We start from the raw sequence: 15440 nt of genomic DNA on the forward strand, positions 1-15440 counted from the left end.
CAGGTCTTTCTATCATTTGCGAATCCCCGAAAGGATTAATTCCCACACCAAATCAAACTCTTGGTCAATCGTTGAAGAGGACCACTCATAGGCATGAGCGGGATGATGAAATCTCGTTGTCGCGAAAAAAATAGCCCTTGCCATAGCCTCAGGTTCGCCAGAACGAAACTCCTTCGCGTTCACGCCATCTGCGATGATACCCGTCATTTGACCGATTAGATGTTGGACATGCTCTGCAATCATTTCAACGGCATCCAAAGTCACCGCCGAGTACATGCCGAACATTTCCGGATCCTCAATCACATGCTTCCGTTTACTTTGGATCAGCGCCTCAAGCCATGTGCGCAGCCGATCTGCCGCACTGCCATCCAATTGATTCGCAAGCTCCTGCAGTGGCTCCGCAATCCTATGCAGCCAACGCTCAGTCACAGCTTCGCGCAAAGCAGCTTTGCTCGGGAAGTGTCGATATAAGGTCCCGTGACTGACTTGCAGTGCTTTGGCAACATCTACGACTGATGTTTTCTCTGGGCCATAACGCCGCAGAACCTGTTCCGCGGCTTCCAGAATTGCTTCCTTTGTTAAGGGTTGATCATTCGCCATATCCGTCTTCTCCCTAAGTATGATTCTCATCATAGCACAAGGAATAAACAAACTTAAAGTATCAACTATGGTTTTCTGTCATTTGTTTCAATCCATCCGTCAATCGAGCATAGATAGCGTTGTATCTACGATGCCTTGCAGCTTCTCTGCATCTTCCGTCGTTTTGACCAGAACCCGCAGTCCAAGCAACGTATTATTTAAAAACTGCGCAAGCTTTCGAGCATCCTGCCCAGCGTCTATTTCTCCCGATTTGATGCCAAGTTCAACAAGCTCTTGCAAGCGTGCCTCCGTTTTGGAAAAGCTCTCATTGACCTTAGCCGCGGCTTCCTCATCATGGATGGCAAGTTCCACAGCGGTGTTGACCATTAAACACCCTCGTGGTTTATCTTCTTTTTTACCAATCACCCGTTCAAAAATTTCTCTGATCGCCTTTTTCGGTGATGTCTGCCCATCAGCATGGTAGATCCGAGTACCGACCACTTCTTCGTAACGGTCAATCACTTTCATAAAGAGATCATGCTTGTCTCCGAAGGTATCATAGATGCTTCTTCGATGGACACCCATTTCGGTAACCAGGTCCTGCATGGATGTTTTTTCATATCCTTTTTCCCAGAAAACGCCCATCGCTTTACCCAGTACGGTATTCACTTCAAACTCTCTGTTCCTAGCCATACGCTACCCCCTTCATACAGAGATTAGTATAGCATTTGGGTCCGTTTGACACCCACTTCGGCTACATCAGGTCTTTCAGTCGATCCGCTGTGTACGGAATTAGCTCATTGTCGCGACCTTCGCGAATCTTTGCAGCCCAGGCCGGATCTGCCAACATCGCGCGGCCAATGGCAGCCAGATCAAATTCCTTACGATCAAGCCGCTCCACCAACTCGTCGATCATTTCGTGCTCATCCTTCTGGTCAAACGGCTCGGATTCAAGCCCCACCGAACCAACCGTGATGGCCGGCTTGCCGGTCAGCTTCTTGGTCCAGCCTGCAAGATTCAGTTCTGAGCCAGGAAACTCCGGCTCCCAGAAGTGCCGGCTCGAGCAGTCGAATATGTCCACACCTGCTTCCACGAGAGGTGCCAGAAACTGAGCCAACTCCTCCGGTGATTTTGCCAGTTTGGCGCCATAGGAACCTATTTTCCATTGCGAGATCCGCAGAATGATGGGAAAATCAGGTCCGACCGCCTGCCGGCAAGCTTCAATAATCTCTACCGCAAAACGCGTCCGCTTAACGAGGTTGCCGCCATAGCGATCCGTTCGTTGATTCGTTTTCTCCCAGAAGAACTGATCAATTAAATAACCGTGACCGCCGTGCAGCTCAATGCCATCAAAACCAATCCGCTTGGCGTTCGCAGCTCCATCCGCATAAGCCTTAATGACGCCCTCAATCTCTGATTCCGTCATCGGCTCGCCTGCTTTTTCCCCCATTAAGTCAATGCCCGAGGGGGAGATGGAAGCTGCCTCCAGATTCGGCTCTGATCGTGTCCTCCTGGTAATCCCCACATGCCAAAGCTGGGAAATAATTTTCCCGCCTGCCGCATGCACTTCCTTCACAACATGAGCCCAGCCGTTCAGCGCATCTTCCCCATACATGTGCGGGATGTTCGGGTCACCTGTCGCAGCAGGATGGTCGATAATAGCTCCCTCTGTCATAATTAGACCGACACCATTCTCTGCGCGTCTACGGTAATAAGCAGCTACATCGGCCCCCGGTATGCCATCTGGAGACTTGCTTCTTGTCATAGGTGCCATAACAATACGGTTAGCTAAGGTAAGTTGGTTGAGTGTGAAAGGTTGAAATAACGGTTGAATGGATTGCTTTTGGCCAATACTCATGGGATCCCTCCATCTGTCGTGTTTCATCACGATCGTCACTGTTACCTTTTCCTTAGTTTGGCTTAATTATTTGTTAAGCTGCTGCTACAGCAGCCGCTTTTCTGCTGCGAATTCTCAGTGCTACAATCGCTGCAATCAGACAGACGAAACCGGCGGCAACAAACGGCACCGTGTAGCTGCCGAGGAGTTCACGCAGGAAGCCTGCGCCGTAAGCTGCTGTAGATGCACCTGCTTGGTGAGCAACCAGAATCCAACCAAAAACCATGCCTGCTTTCTCTTTGCCAAAGGCATCAGAGGTCAATTTCACTGTCGGTGGAACCGTTGCGATCCAGTCCAGTCCATAAAATACCGCGAATACCGTAAGCTGCGTATAACCCGTACCAAGTGCATAAGGTAGAAAGATTAATGATAGACCGCGCAGGCCATAATACCAGAACAGCAACCATCTGCTATCGAAACGGTCAGATAACCAACCCGAAAACGTAGTCCCCACAAGATCGAAGATTCCCATCAACGCGAGTAGGCTTGCAGCGGTAACAATCGGAATATTGCTGTCTCCGCAGGCTGCAATTAAATGTGTACCAATCAGTCCATTGGTTGAGAATCCGCAAAAGAAGAAGGTCCCGGCCAGCATCCAGAATGTCAGATTCTTCATCACTGAGAATAGTGTGCGGATTGGAGTAAGCAGCAAATTCCCTTGGAAAGGTGCTGGCTTCACAACTTCCGTAGTACCAAGTGGAGCTAAACCTTTATCATAAGGATGATTTCTCATCCAGATCCCAACGATCGGCAGCAGGATAAGAAGGGCCGCCATAATGACATAAACGGCATTACGCCAACCACTGTCACTCGTAATCTTGGCTAGCAAAGGAAGGAAAAGCAATTGACCAGTTGCGGCACTCGCTGTAAGCAGGCCGATTACCAACCCTTTGTGCTTCACAAACCAGCGATTCGCGACGGTTATTCCCAAGACATTAGCCAAAGCGCCCGTACTAATACCGCCGAGTACCCCCCACAACAGGATAAGCTGCCAAACTGCCGTGATGAATGGTGTAAGCCCTAATGAAATCAGCATCAGTATAATGGCGAAGACCATGGTTCGGCGAACTCCGAATTTAGCCAGCATAGCGGCCGAGAACGGACCAATGAGCCCATATAATAAAATACGAATGGAGATAACGCCTGATATGGATGCTCGCGTCCAGCCAAATTCTTTTTCAAGCGACTGAATTAATACGCTCGGAAAAGAACTGATGCCTGCCGAGACGAGCAGCGATAGAAACACAATACCTATAACAACCCAACCATAATAAAACTTGGAGAGTTTATTTTCCTTCAACATCTCTTCTCACCCTTTCCGGTTATTGAGAATGTTCATTCTCAAAAATATAATCTGTATGTTACACTACAGGTTTCCATGTTGTCAATGAAAAAAACATCCCGACGAATTGCTTCTTCATCAGGATGTTTTACGGTCAACCAGCAGCCTTAGCGGTTAGTTCCGGACTGTCATACTTAGCTTCGTCCATTTGTAATAATCCGTCATTCGGCAGTAATCTTCTAACTAAACCTACAAATCCTCGTATTGTAAATAACGTGAAGTTGAGGGATGCGAAAGTATGCAAAACTGTCCATGAATTCCACTTGAATAACTTCGTTTTCTTTTCTAAAGCCCACTGCAACAGGGACATAGGGACACTAAAGAACAGGCTTCTGAGCATCAGCTCCGCCGGTTTACTGTTATAAGTCGTTCTTACCCAAATTACGCTTAATAGCGGGTAGAAGAAAAAGTCGTACAGAATATTCGTTTCAAAAATTTTAGGGAAAGGGCGTGCCGGGTAGGCAATGCTCTTCTTTTTGATGAAATAGGAATCCAGCGTAACCGCAAGCACACCTTTTGCAAAGAACACGATTAAGAGCATAAGCAAGTTTTTACGTTTCAAAACAAAGGGCACAGCTGCCACACAAGACAGAAACAGCATCCTTAATAATAATTTCTCCAACGTGATAACCTCCTAATAGAATAAATCTCTTAACCGTAGTGTGCTATCAAATGCGTACAAATATGAGTTGAGACAGAAATAGTTTTCACCATTAATGTTTAATGGGATGTAATTGTTGAATAATATCGATTAAATTTGACGGAGTAAACCAGTACATAAATAACGAGAAGAGCCGCAACCGAATTAAGAATAACCAATGAAAAGTTTAAGCTAAAAAAACGAGTCAACACACCGACGCCAATTGGAGGAATGATGAATCCCGCATAGGCGCACAAATAAAAGGCCGAAATGACTTGTGGCCGTTCTTCCGGCTTCGGCAGTTGACCGGCAAACCTTAATGCGGCTTGAAACGACCATCCAGCGCCAATTCCTTGAATGAGCATACCAGTCCCAAGTAAAAATAAATTTTCTTTCTGACCGGAAAAAACAGTAATCCAGGGTCCGACGGCTAGGAACACGATGCCAATACGCATCCGCGTAACCGGATTTTGCAACCAAGGAAAGAATTGCATCAAGCCGCCCACACCAAGAAGCATGAGCATTAACAATCCCGCTATAGAAAGATTAGACGTGTGAATGACGCTTTTGACGAAAGATGGAATAAGAGAAAGTACAATCCCACCTAACATGAAAAAAATAAATGCAGGAAGACCGATTATTGAAAAAAAGTGGGTACGAATATTGTTGGGAATACCCAGTGAAATCTTCGCTTTTGCCGGCTTTTGGGAATCTTCTGCCTTCGGCAGCAGTTCCAGGAGTACCAAAGAAATCACTAATAGGACGAGCAAAACCCAAAATGGCATACGCAGCGGCTGAATGTGTATATATTGGACGACTAAACCTGAAATGGCCGGACCCAGGCCAAAGCCAAGATTAACAATGACCCCCGAGAATTTGATTGCCGTACTAATTTTATTGGAAGAGGTTTGTTTTAATAGAAAAGCAGTGGCCGTACCTGTAAAAGTCCCGTATGCGACACCTTCGAGAATCCTTGCCGTATAGAGCATCCAGACGTTCTGGCTTACTATAAAGAGCAGCGTTGCTGCAATGGATATCCATATACTTATGCGTAGTACTCTTTTCAGTCCCCACGAGTTCGCTTTGGCTCCCACAATAAGTAAAGTAGGAAGCAAAATAACGGCATATACAGCAAACAAAATGGTGATTTCCAGACTGCTCAAATGATAATACTTCCCATATACAGGGAACAAGGATGATATAAAGGTAGCTCCGCATGACATCATAAGAATGATCCAGAGCATTTTTTTCATAAAATAGTCCCTCTCCTCTCATAACTTTTACTAGTTATAAAATCCATATTCTACTTTCCTTATCCACCACAGTTTCAGAGCCCTCATTGCATAATAGAGACAGGTCTGTATCATATTCAATTACAAATAATACAGACAGATCTGTACCATGTCAATGGGTATTATGTACAGTCGTCTGATTTACCTCTCACGATCTTAAAAAAAGCCTTAGCCAACTAGCGGCCAAGGCTATTCCGAAAAAGCCGATTCACGGTTAGTGTCCCATCATCATCGCGGGGTCGGGATTTTCTCCGCCAGCGGTTCCTTCTTCTTTGAGCTTTTTCGGCTTTCGTAAAATGAGTGATAGGACCACACCTGCGGTCGCAATGCACGCGGACAAGAAAAACGTATCGCCGTAACCTTGAACTACCGCATTCAGCGGATTCGCTCCCGCTCCAGCACTTGCCGCGTACGATGTGATCTGCGATGTCAGGTAACCCGTCAAGCCGGCTACCGCGAACGAGACCACGACCTGCTGAGCGGCAGTTGTCAGCGGTGTAACACGGCTTACTAAGCTTCGAGGCGCAGAGTTCAGGACATGGGTATTCAGAGGCATCATGGAGAAGCCCATGCCTAGACCCATGATGCAGATGCACAGGATGATAACCCACAGCGAGGTATTCACTGAGATGCCGGACAACATGAACAGAGCAACAGATACGGCGGCAAGTCCGCCGAAGGCTAGAGGACGCGCACCGATTTTATCGAACAGCCGGCCGCTGATTGGCATTCCGATTCCCGCGAATATGGCCTGAGGCATCAGAATCCAACCAGTCTCAAGAGCGGTATAGTGCATAACGCCTTGTAAATACAAGGGCACAATCAACATTGCGCCAAACAACGCGAGCTGTACGATCCATGTCAAGATGATACTCCGTGTAAAGTCCGACGACCTGAATACTTTCAATTCCAGCAGCGGCTCCTTCTGTGACAGTTCCACGAAAATAAAGATAATGAGCGCTATGCCTCCGACCGCCAAGCCCGTAATCGTTGAAGCGGAGGTCCAGCTAGTGCCTCCTTCACTTACACCGTATGCCAACATGGAGAACGCAATCGGAGCGAGACACATGCCCAGGACGTCGAGATGTGGCGCCTTATGACGGACAGATTTCGGTAAATATTTATATCCGAGAATGAAAGCGATAATGCCGATTGGCAGATTGATAATAAATATCCAATGCCAACTGACCGAATCGACCAACCAACCGGATAATACCGGGCCAAAAGCCGGAGCCATCAGCATGGGAATGCCGAGCACACCCATGATGGATCCACGGCGCTCTGGAGGCGCCAGCTTGAACACCATAGCCATCCCGATAGGGGACACCATTCCTCCACCTAAGCCTTGAATGACACGATATATGATCAGTTGTTCCGGCGTTTGCGCGATGCCGCACAGCACAGATCCGATCGTGAACAAGGCAATAGTAACCATAAAAATTTGCTTGGAACCGAATTTATCGGTCATCCAGCCTGCAAGAGGGATAACAGCGGATAAGGCCAGCGTATAGCCGGTGACGGTCCACTGAATCGTCTTCAAATCGGTGTTAAAGTATTCAACGAGTTTTGGAATCGCATTATTGACCACTGTGCTGTCTAGAATAACCATGATCATACCGACAATAATCGCCATGAGCGGCGGCAGAATGGCTTTCAGCGAGAAATCGTCGTTCCCTCCGGCCGACGTTGGTTTTGCTTGCGTAGGAGTTGACATAGGTCCCTGCTTTCTGCTCATCGAGCTCTAGATGATGGATAATAATGACTGAGTAACTATTCCTTCTGTATTGTTCGATAGACTCGGAGAAAGGGGCGTCGTAGGACTCTTTTTTAATTTGTCAATTAAGCTAGCGATTATACCTGAAAACAAAAAGAAACCATCACCTTTTGATAGGTAATGGTTTCTTGTTGTTTGGAAATAATAAAGTATTAGACTGGATGTGCTGATTTGACTGACATTTAAACATCGGAAACTTTCAGCTTTTGAAAAATAAGTTTTAGACTCACCAATTAACTAAAGCACTACAACATTAAAAAAAGAATAATAAAGTATTAGACTAAAGATATACAATAGTTGAACTATCCATGTTAAATCAAAAGCATTTTCTTCTTTAATTGATATAGCTTTAATTCTTATATCCCTCTTTGACCATAAGGTGGCCTTGTTAGTGGATACTCAATTGTATCAAACTCAATAGACCGCATAGCAAACAAATAATTATCGAGATAAAATCCACCGTTTATTTCACTTGTTCTGTACGAGAGTATTTTGAGTAGTTCTTTCATAAACACTAATAATGCATCTTCACCTGCTCGGTAGATATCTATGTATCCTTCATAAATATCTTTAATAGTTACAATACCGGCATCTAAAAATAGTAATATTTCGGGCCAACCATCCTCTAATCTTTCATAGTAATTTTTCTTAATTATATCTACCGATACTTTACCCCCAGATAAAACTATAGCTCCAGTCACAATTTTGGGCCGTGCAATTAATGTGCCATTATTAGCAATCCCAGTCTGTAAGCAATACATCGCGTGCTTTATTGAATACAGTTCTTCTACTAGGCCGGATTGGGAATAATTCATTTACTCTCTCACACTTATTAATGATATCTTTCATATTATTGGAACTAAAATTCGTTTTAATTTCCAGAACAGCTTTTACTGACTCTACAAAAAACAAATTATGTCCATATTGCTCGATCCTCGGGTAGTTTTGCTCATCCCATATAACTACATCAGATTGAAGACTTTGCTTTCCAGAAGGATCAAAAACCACACCCGTACCCAGTGTATACTTTTTAGGAATAAAATCTTTTAAAAGTTTTGACATTACTAATTCCAAATGGTTTCCACGTAAGGTTGCATTCTTAGCTATAACTTGCGAAGCAATATTAATGATTTCATTCGACTTTTTTCTAAAATACTCAATTAAAGCAACTCCATTATTACTATAATTATACACTCTGAATCCCCCTTATAATTCTTCATAAAAGAAAAAGGTTACCTTTTAAGGCAACCCGTTTTATAAATTCTAAAGGATTTCAAGTTCATAGGTTATTAAATCAATTTTTCTTTGATTTTTCTCACAACGACTATGTGCTCTTGCATCATGGTCTTAATTTCGTTTTTGCGTGAAGCTGTAGAGTTAATATGATGTGGCAATCTTTTAAACGAATATTGTCTGTGTAAAGTGGTAATTTTGCTATATCCCATCGAAACGAACCAATCATTTAATATTCCAGCCATATCAACATTAATAGAGCCTAATATCGTACGATGCCCGACAATCCATGCTTGCACACCTTCACTCGACAAAACTTTATCCGTTTGTTCAACAACTAAGTATAACTCTTTAAAAAAATGAAGAATAGACCTAACTCGACGTGGTGTAGCTTTTATTTTCCTTTTAATTGTCTCTGAAACAAAAGGTATCTTGCTTTCCAAGTGTCTTAGCATCGCTTTGTTATTTATATTCCTTTTAAGACTATTAAAAAACTCATCTCTTGACTCTTCTGCCGACACTTTTATTTGTTTGTTTGTTAGAGCAGTAGAGGTATTGTATATCCTAAAAAAATCCAACCGAATTCGTTCTCTTATTAACTCAAAGAGCTCTTTGTTATTTTCTAAGAACTTATAATTAAAAGTACCCTCTAATATATTGTTTTGCAGCACTTTTAAAGAACTAAGTAACTTCCGCTGATTATTAATTTCTTCACTACAGTTCATCCTCATGGATCGAAATAGTTCCCTAAGAGTTTCTGATCTGCGTAAAATCATTCTAAGCGAAACAGTGCTTGTTGATCTTTTTCCACCTAAGAGATATTCATCAACGTTTTCTGCTTCTGTTTGAATTCCTAGGTATCTCGATAATAGATCCTTTGACCACTGCAAAGAAAGTTTTGAAAATTGTCCGTAGGCCACGGTACTTTGAGAATCTCCATAAGGGGGAGAAGTCAAAATAGCATCTATACCTTTGTTGATAAAACAAGATAAATTCTTAGCATTATTTAGTTTAATATTTGTAGTTGTTTCGTTCGTAGAAATCTTGTTTGTTTCTACTAACATACTCAATAAGTTTGAAATCTTGTCTTTAAATACTAAAAGGGAGTCGATTTCAAACTTTTTAATATCACTTGGAGACATTCGATATAATTTAAATTCATTATTTCTAGTTAAAGAGCTCTCGCGAATTGTGGAACTAAATGCTGTTAATAATATTAATGAAAAGGTTTCCCTATTTTTCCCCACACTTTTTCTTAAAAAGCAATCAATTTCTTCTTTTAAAAAAGAAATCTCTCTTATATTATTAGTTTTGAACCAAAAATCAATGTTTTCAAATGCAAACAATTTCACTAATGTTTGTGATGAATATTTAGTAACGATTGAATCAGTGAATCCACGAAGTGTACTCTCAATAAATGCTGTCTTCTGGACAGTTAACGCTTTTGTTCTAGTCAACAGAATTGAAAGAGGATTCATATCTGAACCATAGAAATCCATCCCTAGATATTTCGATTCCAGTGCAACAGTTCCACTGCCAACAAATGGATCTAAGACTTTAGAAATGGAATACTGTTCTTTGAGTTTTTTTAGTAATGAAGAAACCATTTCAGGTACAGCTTTGGCGGGGTACATATGAATGTTTCCTTCAGATGAAAAGAACGATGCGAAATTATTTTCGCCTGAATAGTTAAGATTAAGTTCTTTCCACCATTCATTCTCAACATTGGCTCCCATTTTTATTCCCCCTTACTGAATCCAGGATTGAGCCGCACATCAATGATGCGCGGCTCATTATTTTATCATTACCAGTATACATCTTAAAAACAAATGAAAGCAATATAAACTATCCAGTTTTGTTTAAACAGTAGCATTAGAGTAGCAGCTATCGATCCATTTTGTCAAAGCGTTCTTAAATTCATTATCTAGGGAAGCATCCCTGATGCTGGGGAATATCCTGAACATGCTACTGAACAACATGACTTGTACATTCGTGTCAGAATGATTCACCAACCTGCTTGTTTTCTAAATAATCTACTTCGATAACACAATCTGGTCCTCTAATGTTGTCACATGCAAAGTTATTCTTGACGTTCGTTGAAGAAGAGGAAAGGATACACTAACTGCACTAAAATATTTTTGTAGCTGATTTATTATTTGATTACTCCATCCCAGTTTCTCAACGTTCATAATAACTCCTTCTGTTATAACTGATAATTATGCCAACGGATTAATATCAGTTCCAATTCGACTAATAGAACTTGCGTTTCCTTGTATTATTTTTTGTACTCTACTATTTTCTAACCTACCAATCCGTTGCGCACAAAACTTCTGACCTTCAACATCTAGTTTTACAGAATACTTTAAACCTGCAAGAACAGGAATATATTGAAGAATAGTATCTTCTGTCCCCCTTAGAGCTGGGTTAGCGCCTAAAGAAAAATAATTTTCTATATTTATAATACTCTGCGACCAACTTTTAAGATGAGTTTCATAGTATTCCTTAAAATGATATGTTTTAAAATCAAATACTGGTGAGCCTTCTGGAATAGTTGCAATACTTGCATGGCCGTTCTGATTAAGTGTACATAAATCTAACAAACTTGCATCTATATTGATAGCCGACTTAGTTGGAATTAGTGCATAATAAGTGTCAGCCTGACCCGTGTCCATTATTGGCCAAATATATTTACCTGCAAAATCACCCTTTAATTTTTCAACAACTAAATTTACGGGCTTAGCATCAAATAAATATAATGTTACCCAGTTTTCATTTCTACTAATTCCATCACTTATTTTTTCAGAAAATCTTAAGGGGAGATCACATATTGCTGTTATTAATATTCCATACTTACGAACCTCTTCTCCACCTCCTTGTTCAAATAAATTTAAAGAAAATATATCCCCTGTCATAATATCTTGATGCGTATAATTAACTGAATAATCCACCAACCCAAACTCAGAAACATTTTGGTAGAGTTTCTCTGATATTTTCTTTTGAATTAACTTTTTTCTATAATCTTTAATTTCCCTCTCTTTACTCATATCTTCAAGTAAGCGAGGATTGGATGCTCTTGCAACTCTAAGAACATTTGAAACCACTCTCCGGTAATCTATATCTCCTCGCAGTTTTTCATATTCTACTTTATTTAGTAAACTTTTATGGGTCTTATCAAGCGTATGATGAAATAGTTGCCCTTCAACAAATGAGTCTCTATAGAGTAAATCAAACTTATCTTCTGGGAATTTAATTAATTCAAACATTGCATCATTAATATTTGAGATTTTTAATTGCAAGTAGTCATGGAGCGAGTGTCCAAATGCTGCCTTTTCCAAAGCTTGTACAAATGTGCCAGTTAACTCCTCAATTTGGGGAGTCTTCTGGACAGCCCAGAGTTGGTACGCTAGTAAATAAAGCTGTTCTGTGGGAATTTCAGGCAAAGCCTCGTTTTCTTTAAACGCTGTTTCTAAATATGTACGCTTAGTAGAATGATCATTATACACACTAAGATTCTCGTGTGAGTATACCAGTGCTAGATCAAGTTTATTTTTTCTTGATTCGTTAATTTTCAATAGCGATTCCACAACTACATCTTGTTTTGGTGTATCTGACTCTTCCATATTCATATCGAGTAAAAATAATATCCGTCCTTGAACATCTTCTATAGTTGTTGTAAAGATCGCATTGGAAAATTTCTCAACTATAATTCCATGCTCATTTAACTGCTGAAGGAATGTATCTAAAGTTTTAAGTACCTTTTTATTGCGTTGTTTATTTAAAAACTTAATTACATCACTCTTAATTATCTTAATGCGAGGGCTTTCAAAATCTAGAAACTCCTGAACTGAATTAACTCCTTCATCAAATAAAAAAGTTAAGATACTTTCTTCAATATCAAAAGCAAACTCTTCAAAGAATTTTTCAACGCCCATTTCTAAAGCAACGTTTATTTCTCCCTCTTTACTAACCATGTCCCACTCATCGTCATAAGAGAAAATGTGTGTTACTCCCAATTCCTTAATTAAGTTAGTGATTTGTTCAAAAATAACATCTGTCTCTATTTCCACAGCTTCCTCTGACTCTACAACTTCATTGGTTAACATATTTTTCCACATCCTTAAGATTTACTCTCCGGAAATATAACTTTAAACTTAAATAAATTGCCATGTACATTTCTATGACTATCCAAGTTTACTTCTCCATTAATAGTTCTCATTAATTCTTTTACAATAAACAACCCTAACCCACGGCCATCAGGTTTCATACTTTCCTCTGCTTCGAAAAGTTTAGATTCAATATTTCGGTGAATGCCCAAACCTGAATCCCACATGGTTATCATTCGGGCATGCTTATTTACCTCAAAAATTATTTCTTTAGTTTCTGCTTCTTGGACCCAATACATAGAGTTTAAAAAAAGATTATCAAAAACAGTTACTACAATACCTTTATTCGTATGAACAATTAAATCATCGCCTGTTATTTTTACACTTACTTTTTGTTTTTGTGCTTTTCTAGACAAAGGACTTTCTTTTAGGTACATGTTTTCTAAATATTCTTTTAAATTAATTTCACTAATTACAAATCGATTTCTTCTATACATTGGCTCCAAATGTTCTAATTGCTGCTGTAAATAATAGATTTCTTGCATAATATGGTCTTGATTACTTATTAAAAAATCTAATTTAGCAAGATCAAATCCATTTTTCAACGATACTAAACTTCTTTTTGTCTCTCGTGCATAATCCGATATATTTGTTTCAATTCTATGTAATTCATGAGTAAGTGACTCTACAATCATACCTTGCCCAGCCAAGCCTATAAATGCACTTAATTTTTCATTTTTTTGTGCCTGTAGATACTTTTCTTGCCTTCTATGTATTGATTCTTCTTGATTAATTTGAACAAGATTTTGCAGATTTTGATTTATTCGACTTGTAACATTTTCAGCAAAATCTATTTGCCTAGTTCCAAGGTTACTGAAATCTTTATGTAAGTCATCAATTATTTTTTCCTTGACTTCCTCCACAGGTAAGGCTCGTTTAAATATAATATTTTTATCCATAGACGTTACTTCAATATCTTCATTTTGGGTTTTAATTTCAAACTTGCCTCTGTGATCGACATCTTCTCTGAATGCAATATCAGCAATTACATCACCGACGATTGTAAGAAAATTAACACCGAATTCATCTTCAATTAAACCCAATCTACTAGTTTGCTCTTTTAAATTCTCACTACTCTCTCCATCTAACTGAACATATCCAGATACAGTATGAGCCTTATAAGAGTTGCTTTTCCCACGTTGTGACCTAGCCGTAAACTTCAGCCAATCTTTTTCAGGACCATAAGGAAGTATCCTAAAATCATTTCTAAACAAATATACACCTACAGCTGCACTCCATATTGACCTTATTTCTTTAAGATTCTTTAAAAACACGCCAGCCTCACCCAAGCTACTTATGGCCTCATTTAAAGCCTCTGGAGATTGTTCGCAAACGTATATGTTCCCATGAAAATTACCTGGATTAGCTAACACGTCAAAACCATTAAATAAATCAAAACACTTTTGAAGCTTGACACTTTTTAAGTAAGGATGTTCTTTCTTATATTCTTCTTTACTTAAATCTAAGTCGTATTTACTTATAATGGTTTCATACTGTTTTCCCAGAGAACACTCCTCAAAGCCCGATCTTTGCATCCTTTTTACCGTGTCTTCTAACAACCTATCAAGATATTTTTTTCTTGTCTCTACCCTAACCTGCAAATTCCAATTGATGAACGAAAAACTTACCTTTATATCACTAATAACATCCAGAACATTTTCATCAATTTTTTCGTTTGAATATTTTTCGCCATCAACTTCGAGCATAATTTGAAAGCTTTGATCCAAATTCTGGGTAAATGGGTTTACCATTCCAAACAATTCTGTTCGAATTCTTGATTCTTTCCTCGAATCAATATTCCAAAATTCTAAGTTTCTAATACCTTCAATTATTATTCTTGTACCTGGCCTCGGTTCTGACTTAAAGGCAAAAATACACTTTGCTTTAACATCGGAAATATCTCTCTCCGAATCCTCGAATCCCTTCCAATCAAGTATAATTGTGTAATCATTATATATTTGATAAAACTCCACATCTTCTCTAGGTACGAAGCCCTTTAATCTATCAATTCTAGGTGAGCAATTGACCGTAACAAAATTGCCCAATCTTTGAATAGACAGCCGGCCTAGGCCTTTCTCTCCTAAAGTTCTTCGTTTAAAAAAGGGAGATAGTTTTTCGGTTTTTTTAAATGACGTAGAAACCCTTAAAAAAGATTTCAATAATATTGATCTCGTCATTCCATTTCCATTGTCTTCAATTACAATTTTTCCTTTCCCATAAGGTGTATCAGCATTTGTATCAACTAAGATACGTACCCCCCTGCAATCAGCGTCATAAGCATTCTTAATTAATTCACTTAGAGCAACAAACTCATCAGAAATGAGCTGTTCTCCTAATTGATAAATTAATCTAGCTGAAGCCGTAAGACCGACCTCTTCAATATAATCTAATCTATTGGTATCCTCATGAGAATTCAAATAAACACACCCTCTTAGTAAAATAGGTCAAAAGTATTACTAATTAATATTAGTTTTGACAAAATACCCTTTAAATCCTCTTTTATGCACCTAATTTCCGATA

At 39.9% G+C, this 15440-nt stretch carries 12 protein-coding genes; all 12 read right to left on the reverse strand.

Going from position 1 to position 15440, the window contains the following annotated elements:
• Window positions 1-12: 12 nt before the first annotated feature.
• The 12 genes from PCH02S_RS24230 to PCH02S_RS24285 all read right to left on the reverse strand — a co-directional run bounded on the left by PCH02S_RS24230 (window position 13) and on the right by PCH02S_RS24285 (window position 15337).
• On the reverse strand, window positions 13-600 hold the full coding sequence (locus PCH02S_RS24230; RefSeq protein ID WP_127456677.1) for a TetR family transcriptional regulator: 588 nt from the start codon (window positions 598-600) through the stop codon (window positions 13-15).
• A gap of 99 nt (window positions 601-699) precedes the next feature.
• Window positions 700-1272: a TetR/AcrR family transcriptional regulator gene (locus tag PCH02S_RS24235; RefSeq protein WP_127456678.1), complete on the reverse strand. Its 573-nt coding sequence runs from the start codon at window positions 1270-1272 to the stop codon at window positions 700-702.
• Window positions 1273-1333: 61 nt separating this feature from the next.
• A complete protein-coding gene (locus PCH02S_RS24240) occupies window positions 1334-2437 on the reverse strand; it encodes an NADH:flavin oxidoreductase (RefSeq protein WP_127456679.1) in 1104 nt (367 codons plus the stop codon).
• Between the two features lie 73 nt (window positions 2438-2510).
• Complete coding sequence (locus PCH02S_RS24245; RefSeq protein ID WP_127456680.1) at window positions 2511-3779, reverse strand: MFS transporter; 1269 nt, start codon at window positions 3777-3779, stop codon at window positions 2511-2513.
• Window positions 3780-3912: 133 nt separating this feature from the next.
• Window positions 3913-4440, reverse strand: a complete 528-nt coding sequence (locus tag PCH02S_RS24250) for a CBO0543 family protein (protein ID WP_246069234.1) — start codon at window positions 4438-4440, stop codon at window positions 3913-3915.
• Between the two features lie 98 nt (window positions 4441-4538).
• Window positions 4539-5711 carry an MFS transporter gene (locus PCH02S_RS24255; protein ID WP_127456681.1) on the reverse strand — a complete coding sequence of 391 codons (1173 nt, stop codon included), beginning with the start codon at window positions 5709-5711 and terminating at the stop codon, window positions 4539-4541.
• Between the two features lie 253 nt (window positions 5712-5964).
• Entirely contained in the window at window positions 5965-7464 is a 1500-nt protein-coding gene (locus tag PCH02S_RS24260) for an MDR family MFS transporter (protein WP_127456682.1), read from the reverse strand.
• A 416-nt stretch (window positions 7465-7880) separates the two neighbouring features.
• Complete coding sequence (locus PCH02S_RS24265) at window positions 7881-8339, reverse strand: hypothetical protein (protein ID WP_127456683.1); 459 nt, start codon at window positions 8337-8339, stop codon at window positions 7881-7883.
• Window positions 8257-8718, reverse strand: a complete 462-nt coding sequence (locus PCH02S_RS24270; protein WP_127456684.1) for a DUF6602 domain-containing protein — start codon at window positions 8716-8718, stop codon at window positions 8257-8259. Before PCH02S_RS24270 ends, PCH02S_RS24265 begins: the two co-directional genes overlap by 83 nt.
• 95 nt (window positions 8719-8813) lie before the next feature.
• Entirely contained in the window at window positions 8814-10493 is a 1680-nt protein-coding gene (locus PCH02S_RS24275; protein ID WP_127456685.1) for a TRM11 family methyltransferase, read from the reverse strand.
• A gap of 480 nt (window positions 10494-10973) precedes the next feature.
• Window positions 10974-12860 carry a hypothetical protein gene (locus tag PCH02S_RS24280; protein WP_127456686.1) on the reverse strand — a complete coding sequence of 629 codons (1887 nt, stop codon included), beginning with the start codon at window positions 12858-12860 and terminating at the stop codon, window positions 10974-10976.
• A 14-nt stretch (window positions 12861-12874) separates the two neighbouring features.
• On the reverse strand, window positions 12875-15337 hold the full coding sequence (locus PCH02S_RS24285; RefSeq protein WP_127456687.1) for an ATP-binding protein: 2463 nt from the start codon (window positions 15335-15337) through the stop codon (window positions 12875-12877).
• Window positions 15338-15440 lie beyond the last annotated feature (103 nt).

The organism is Paenibacillus chondroitinus NBRC 15376 (assembly GCF_004000765.1).
GTDB classification, from domain to species: domain Bacteria; phylum Bacillota; class Bacilli; order Paenibacillales; family NBRC-103111; genus Paenibacillus_E; species Paenibacillus_E chondroitinus.

Bases quoted from the DNA above. Each gene is read 5' to 3' on its own strand.
- PCH02S_RS24240 (WP_127456679.1), bottom strand. From the start codon at position 2,437: ATGAGTATTGGCCAAAAGCAATCCATTCAACCGTTATTTCAACCTTTC.
- PCH02S_RS24265 (WP_127456683.1), bottom strand. From the start codon at position 8,339: ATGAATTATTCCCAATCCGGCCTAGTAGAAGAACTGTATTCAATAAAG.
- PCH02S_RS24230 (WP_127456677.1), bottom strand. From the start codon at position 600: ATGGCGAATGATCAACCCTTAACAAAGGAAGCAATTCTGGAAGCCGCG.
- PCH02S_RS24280 (WP_127456686.1), bottom strand. From the start codon at position 12,860: ATGTTAACCAATGAAGTTGTAGAGTCAGAGGAAGCTGTGGAAATAGAG.
- PCH02S_RS24235 (WP_127456678.1), bottom strand. From the start codon at position 1,272: ATGGCTAGGAACAGAGAGTTTGAAGTGAATACCGTACTGGGTAAAGCG.
- PCH02S_RS24260 (WP_127456682.1), bottom strand. From the start codon at position 7,464: ATGTCAACTCCTACGCAAGCAAAACCAACGTCGGCCGGAGGGAACGAC.
- PCH02S_RS24255 (WP_127456681.1), bottom strand. From the start codon at position 5,711: ATGAAAAAAATGCTCTGGATCATTCTTATGATGTCATGCGGAGCTACC.
- PCH02S_RS24275 (WP_127456685.1), bottom strand. From the start codon at position 10,493: ATGGGAGCCAATGTTGAGAATGAATGGTGGAAAGAACTTAATCTTAAC.
- PCH02S_RS24245 (WP_127456680.1), bottom strand. From the start codon at position 3,779: ATGTTGAAGGAAAATAAACTCTCCAAGTTTTATTATGGTTGGGTTGTT.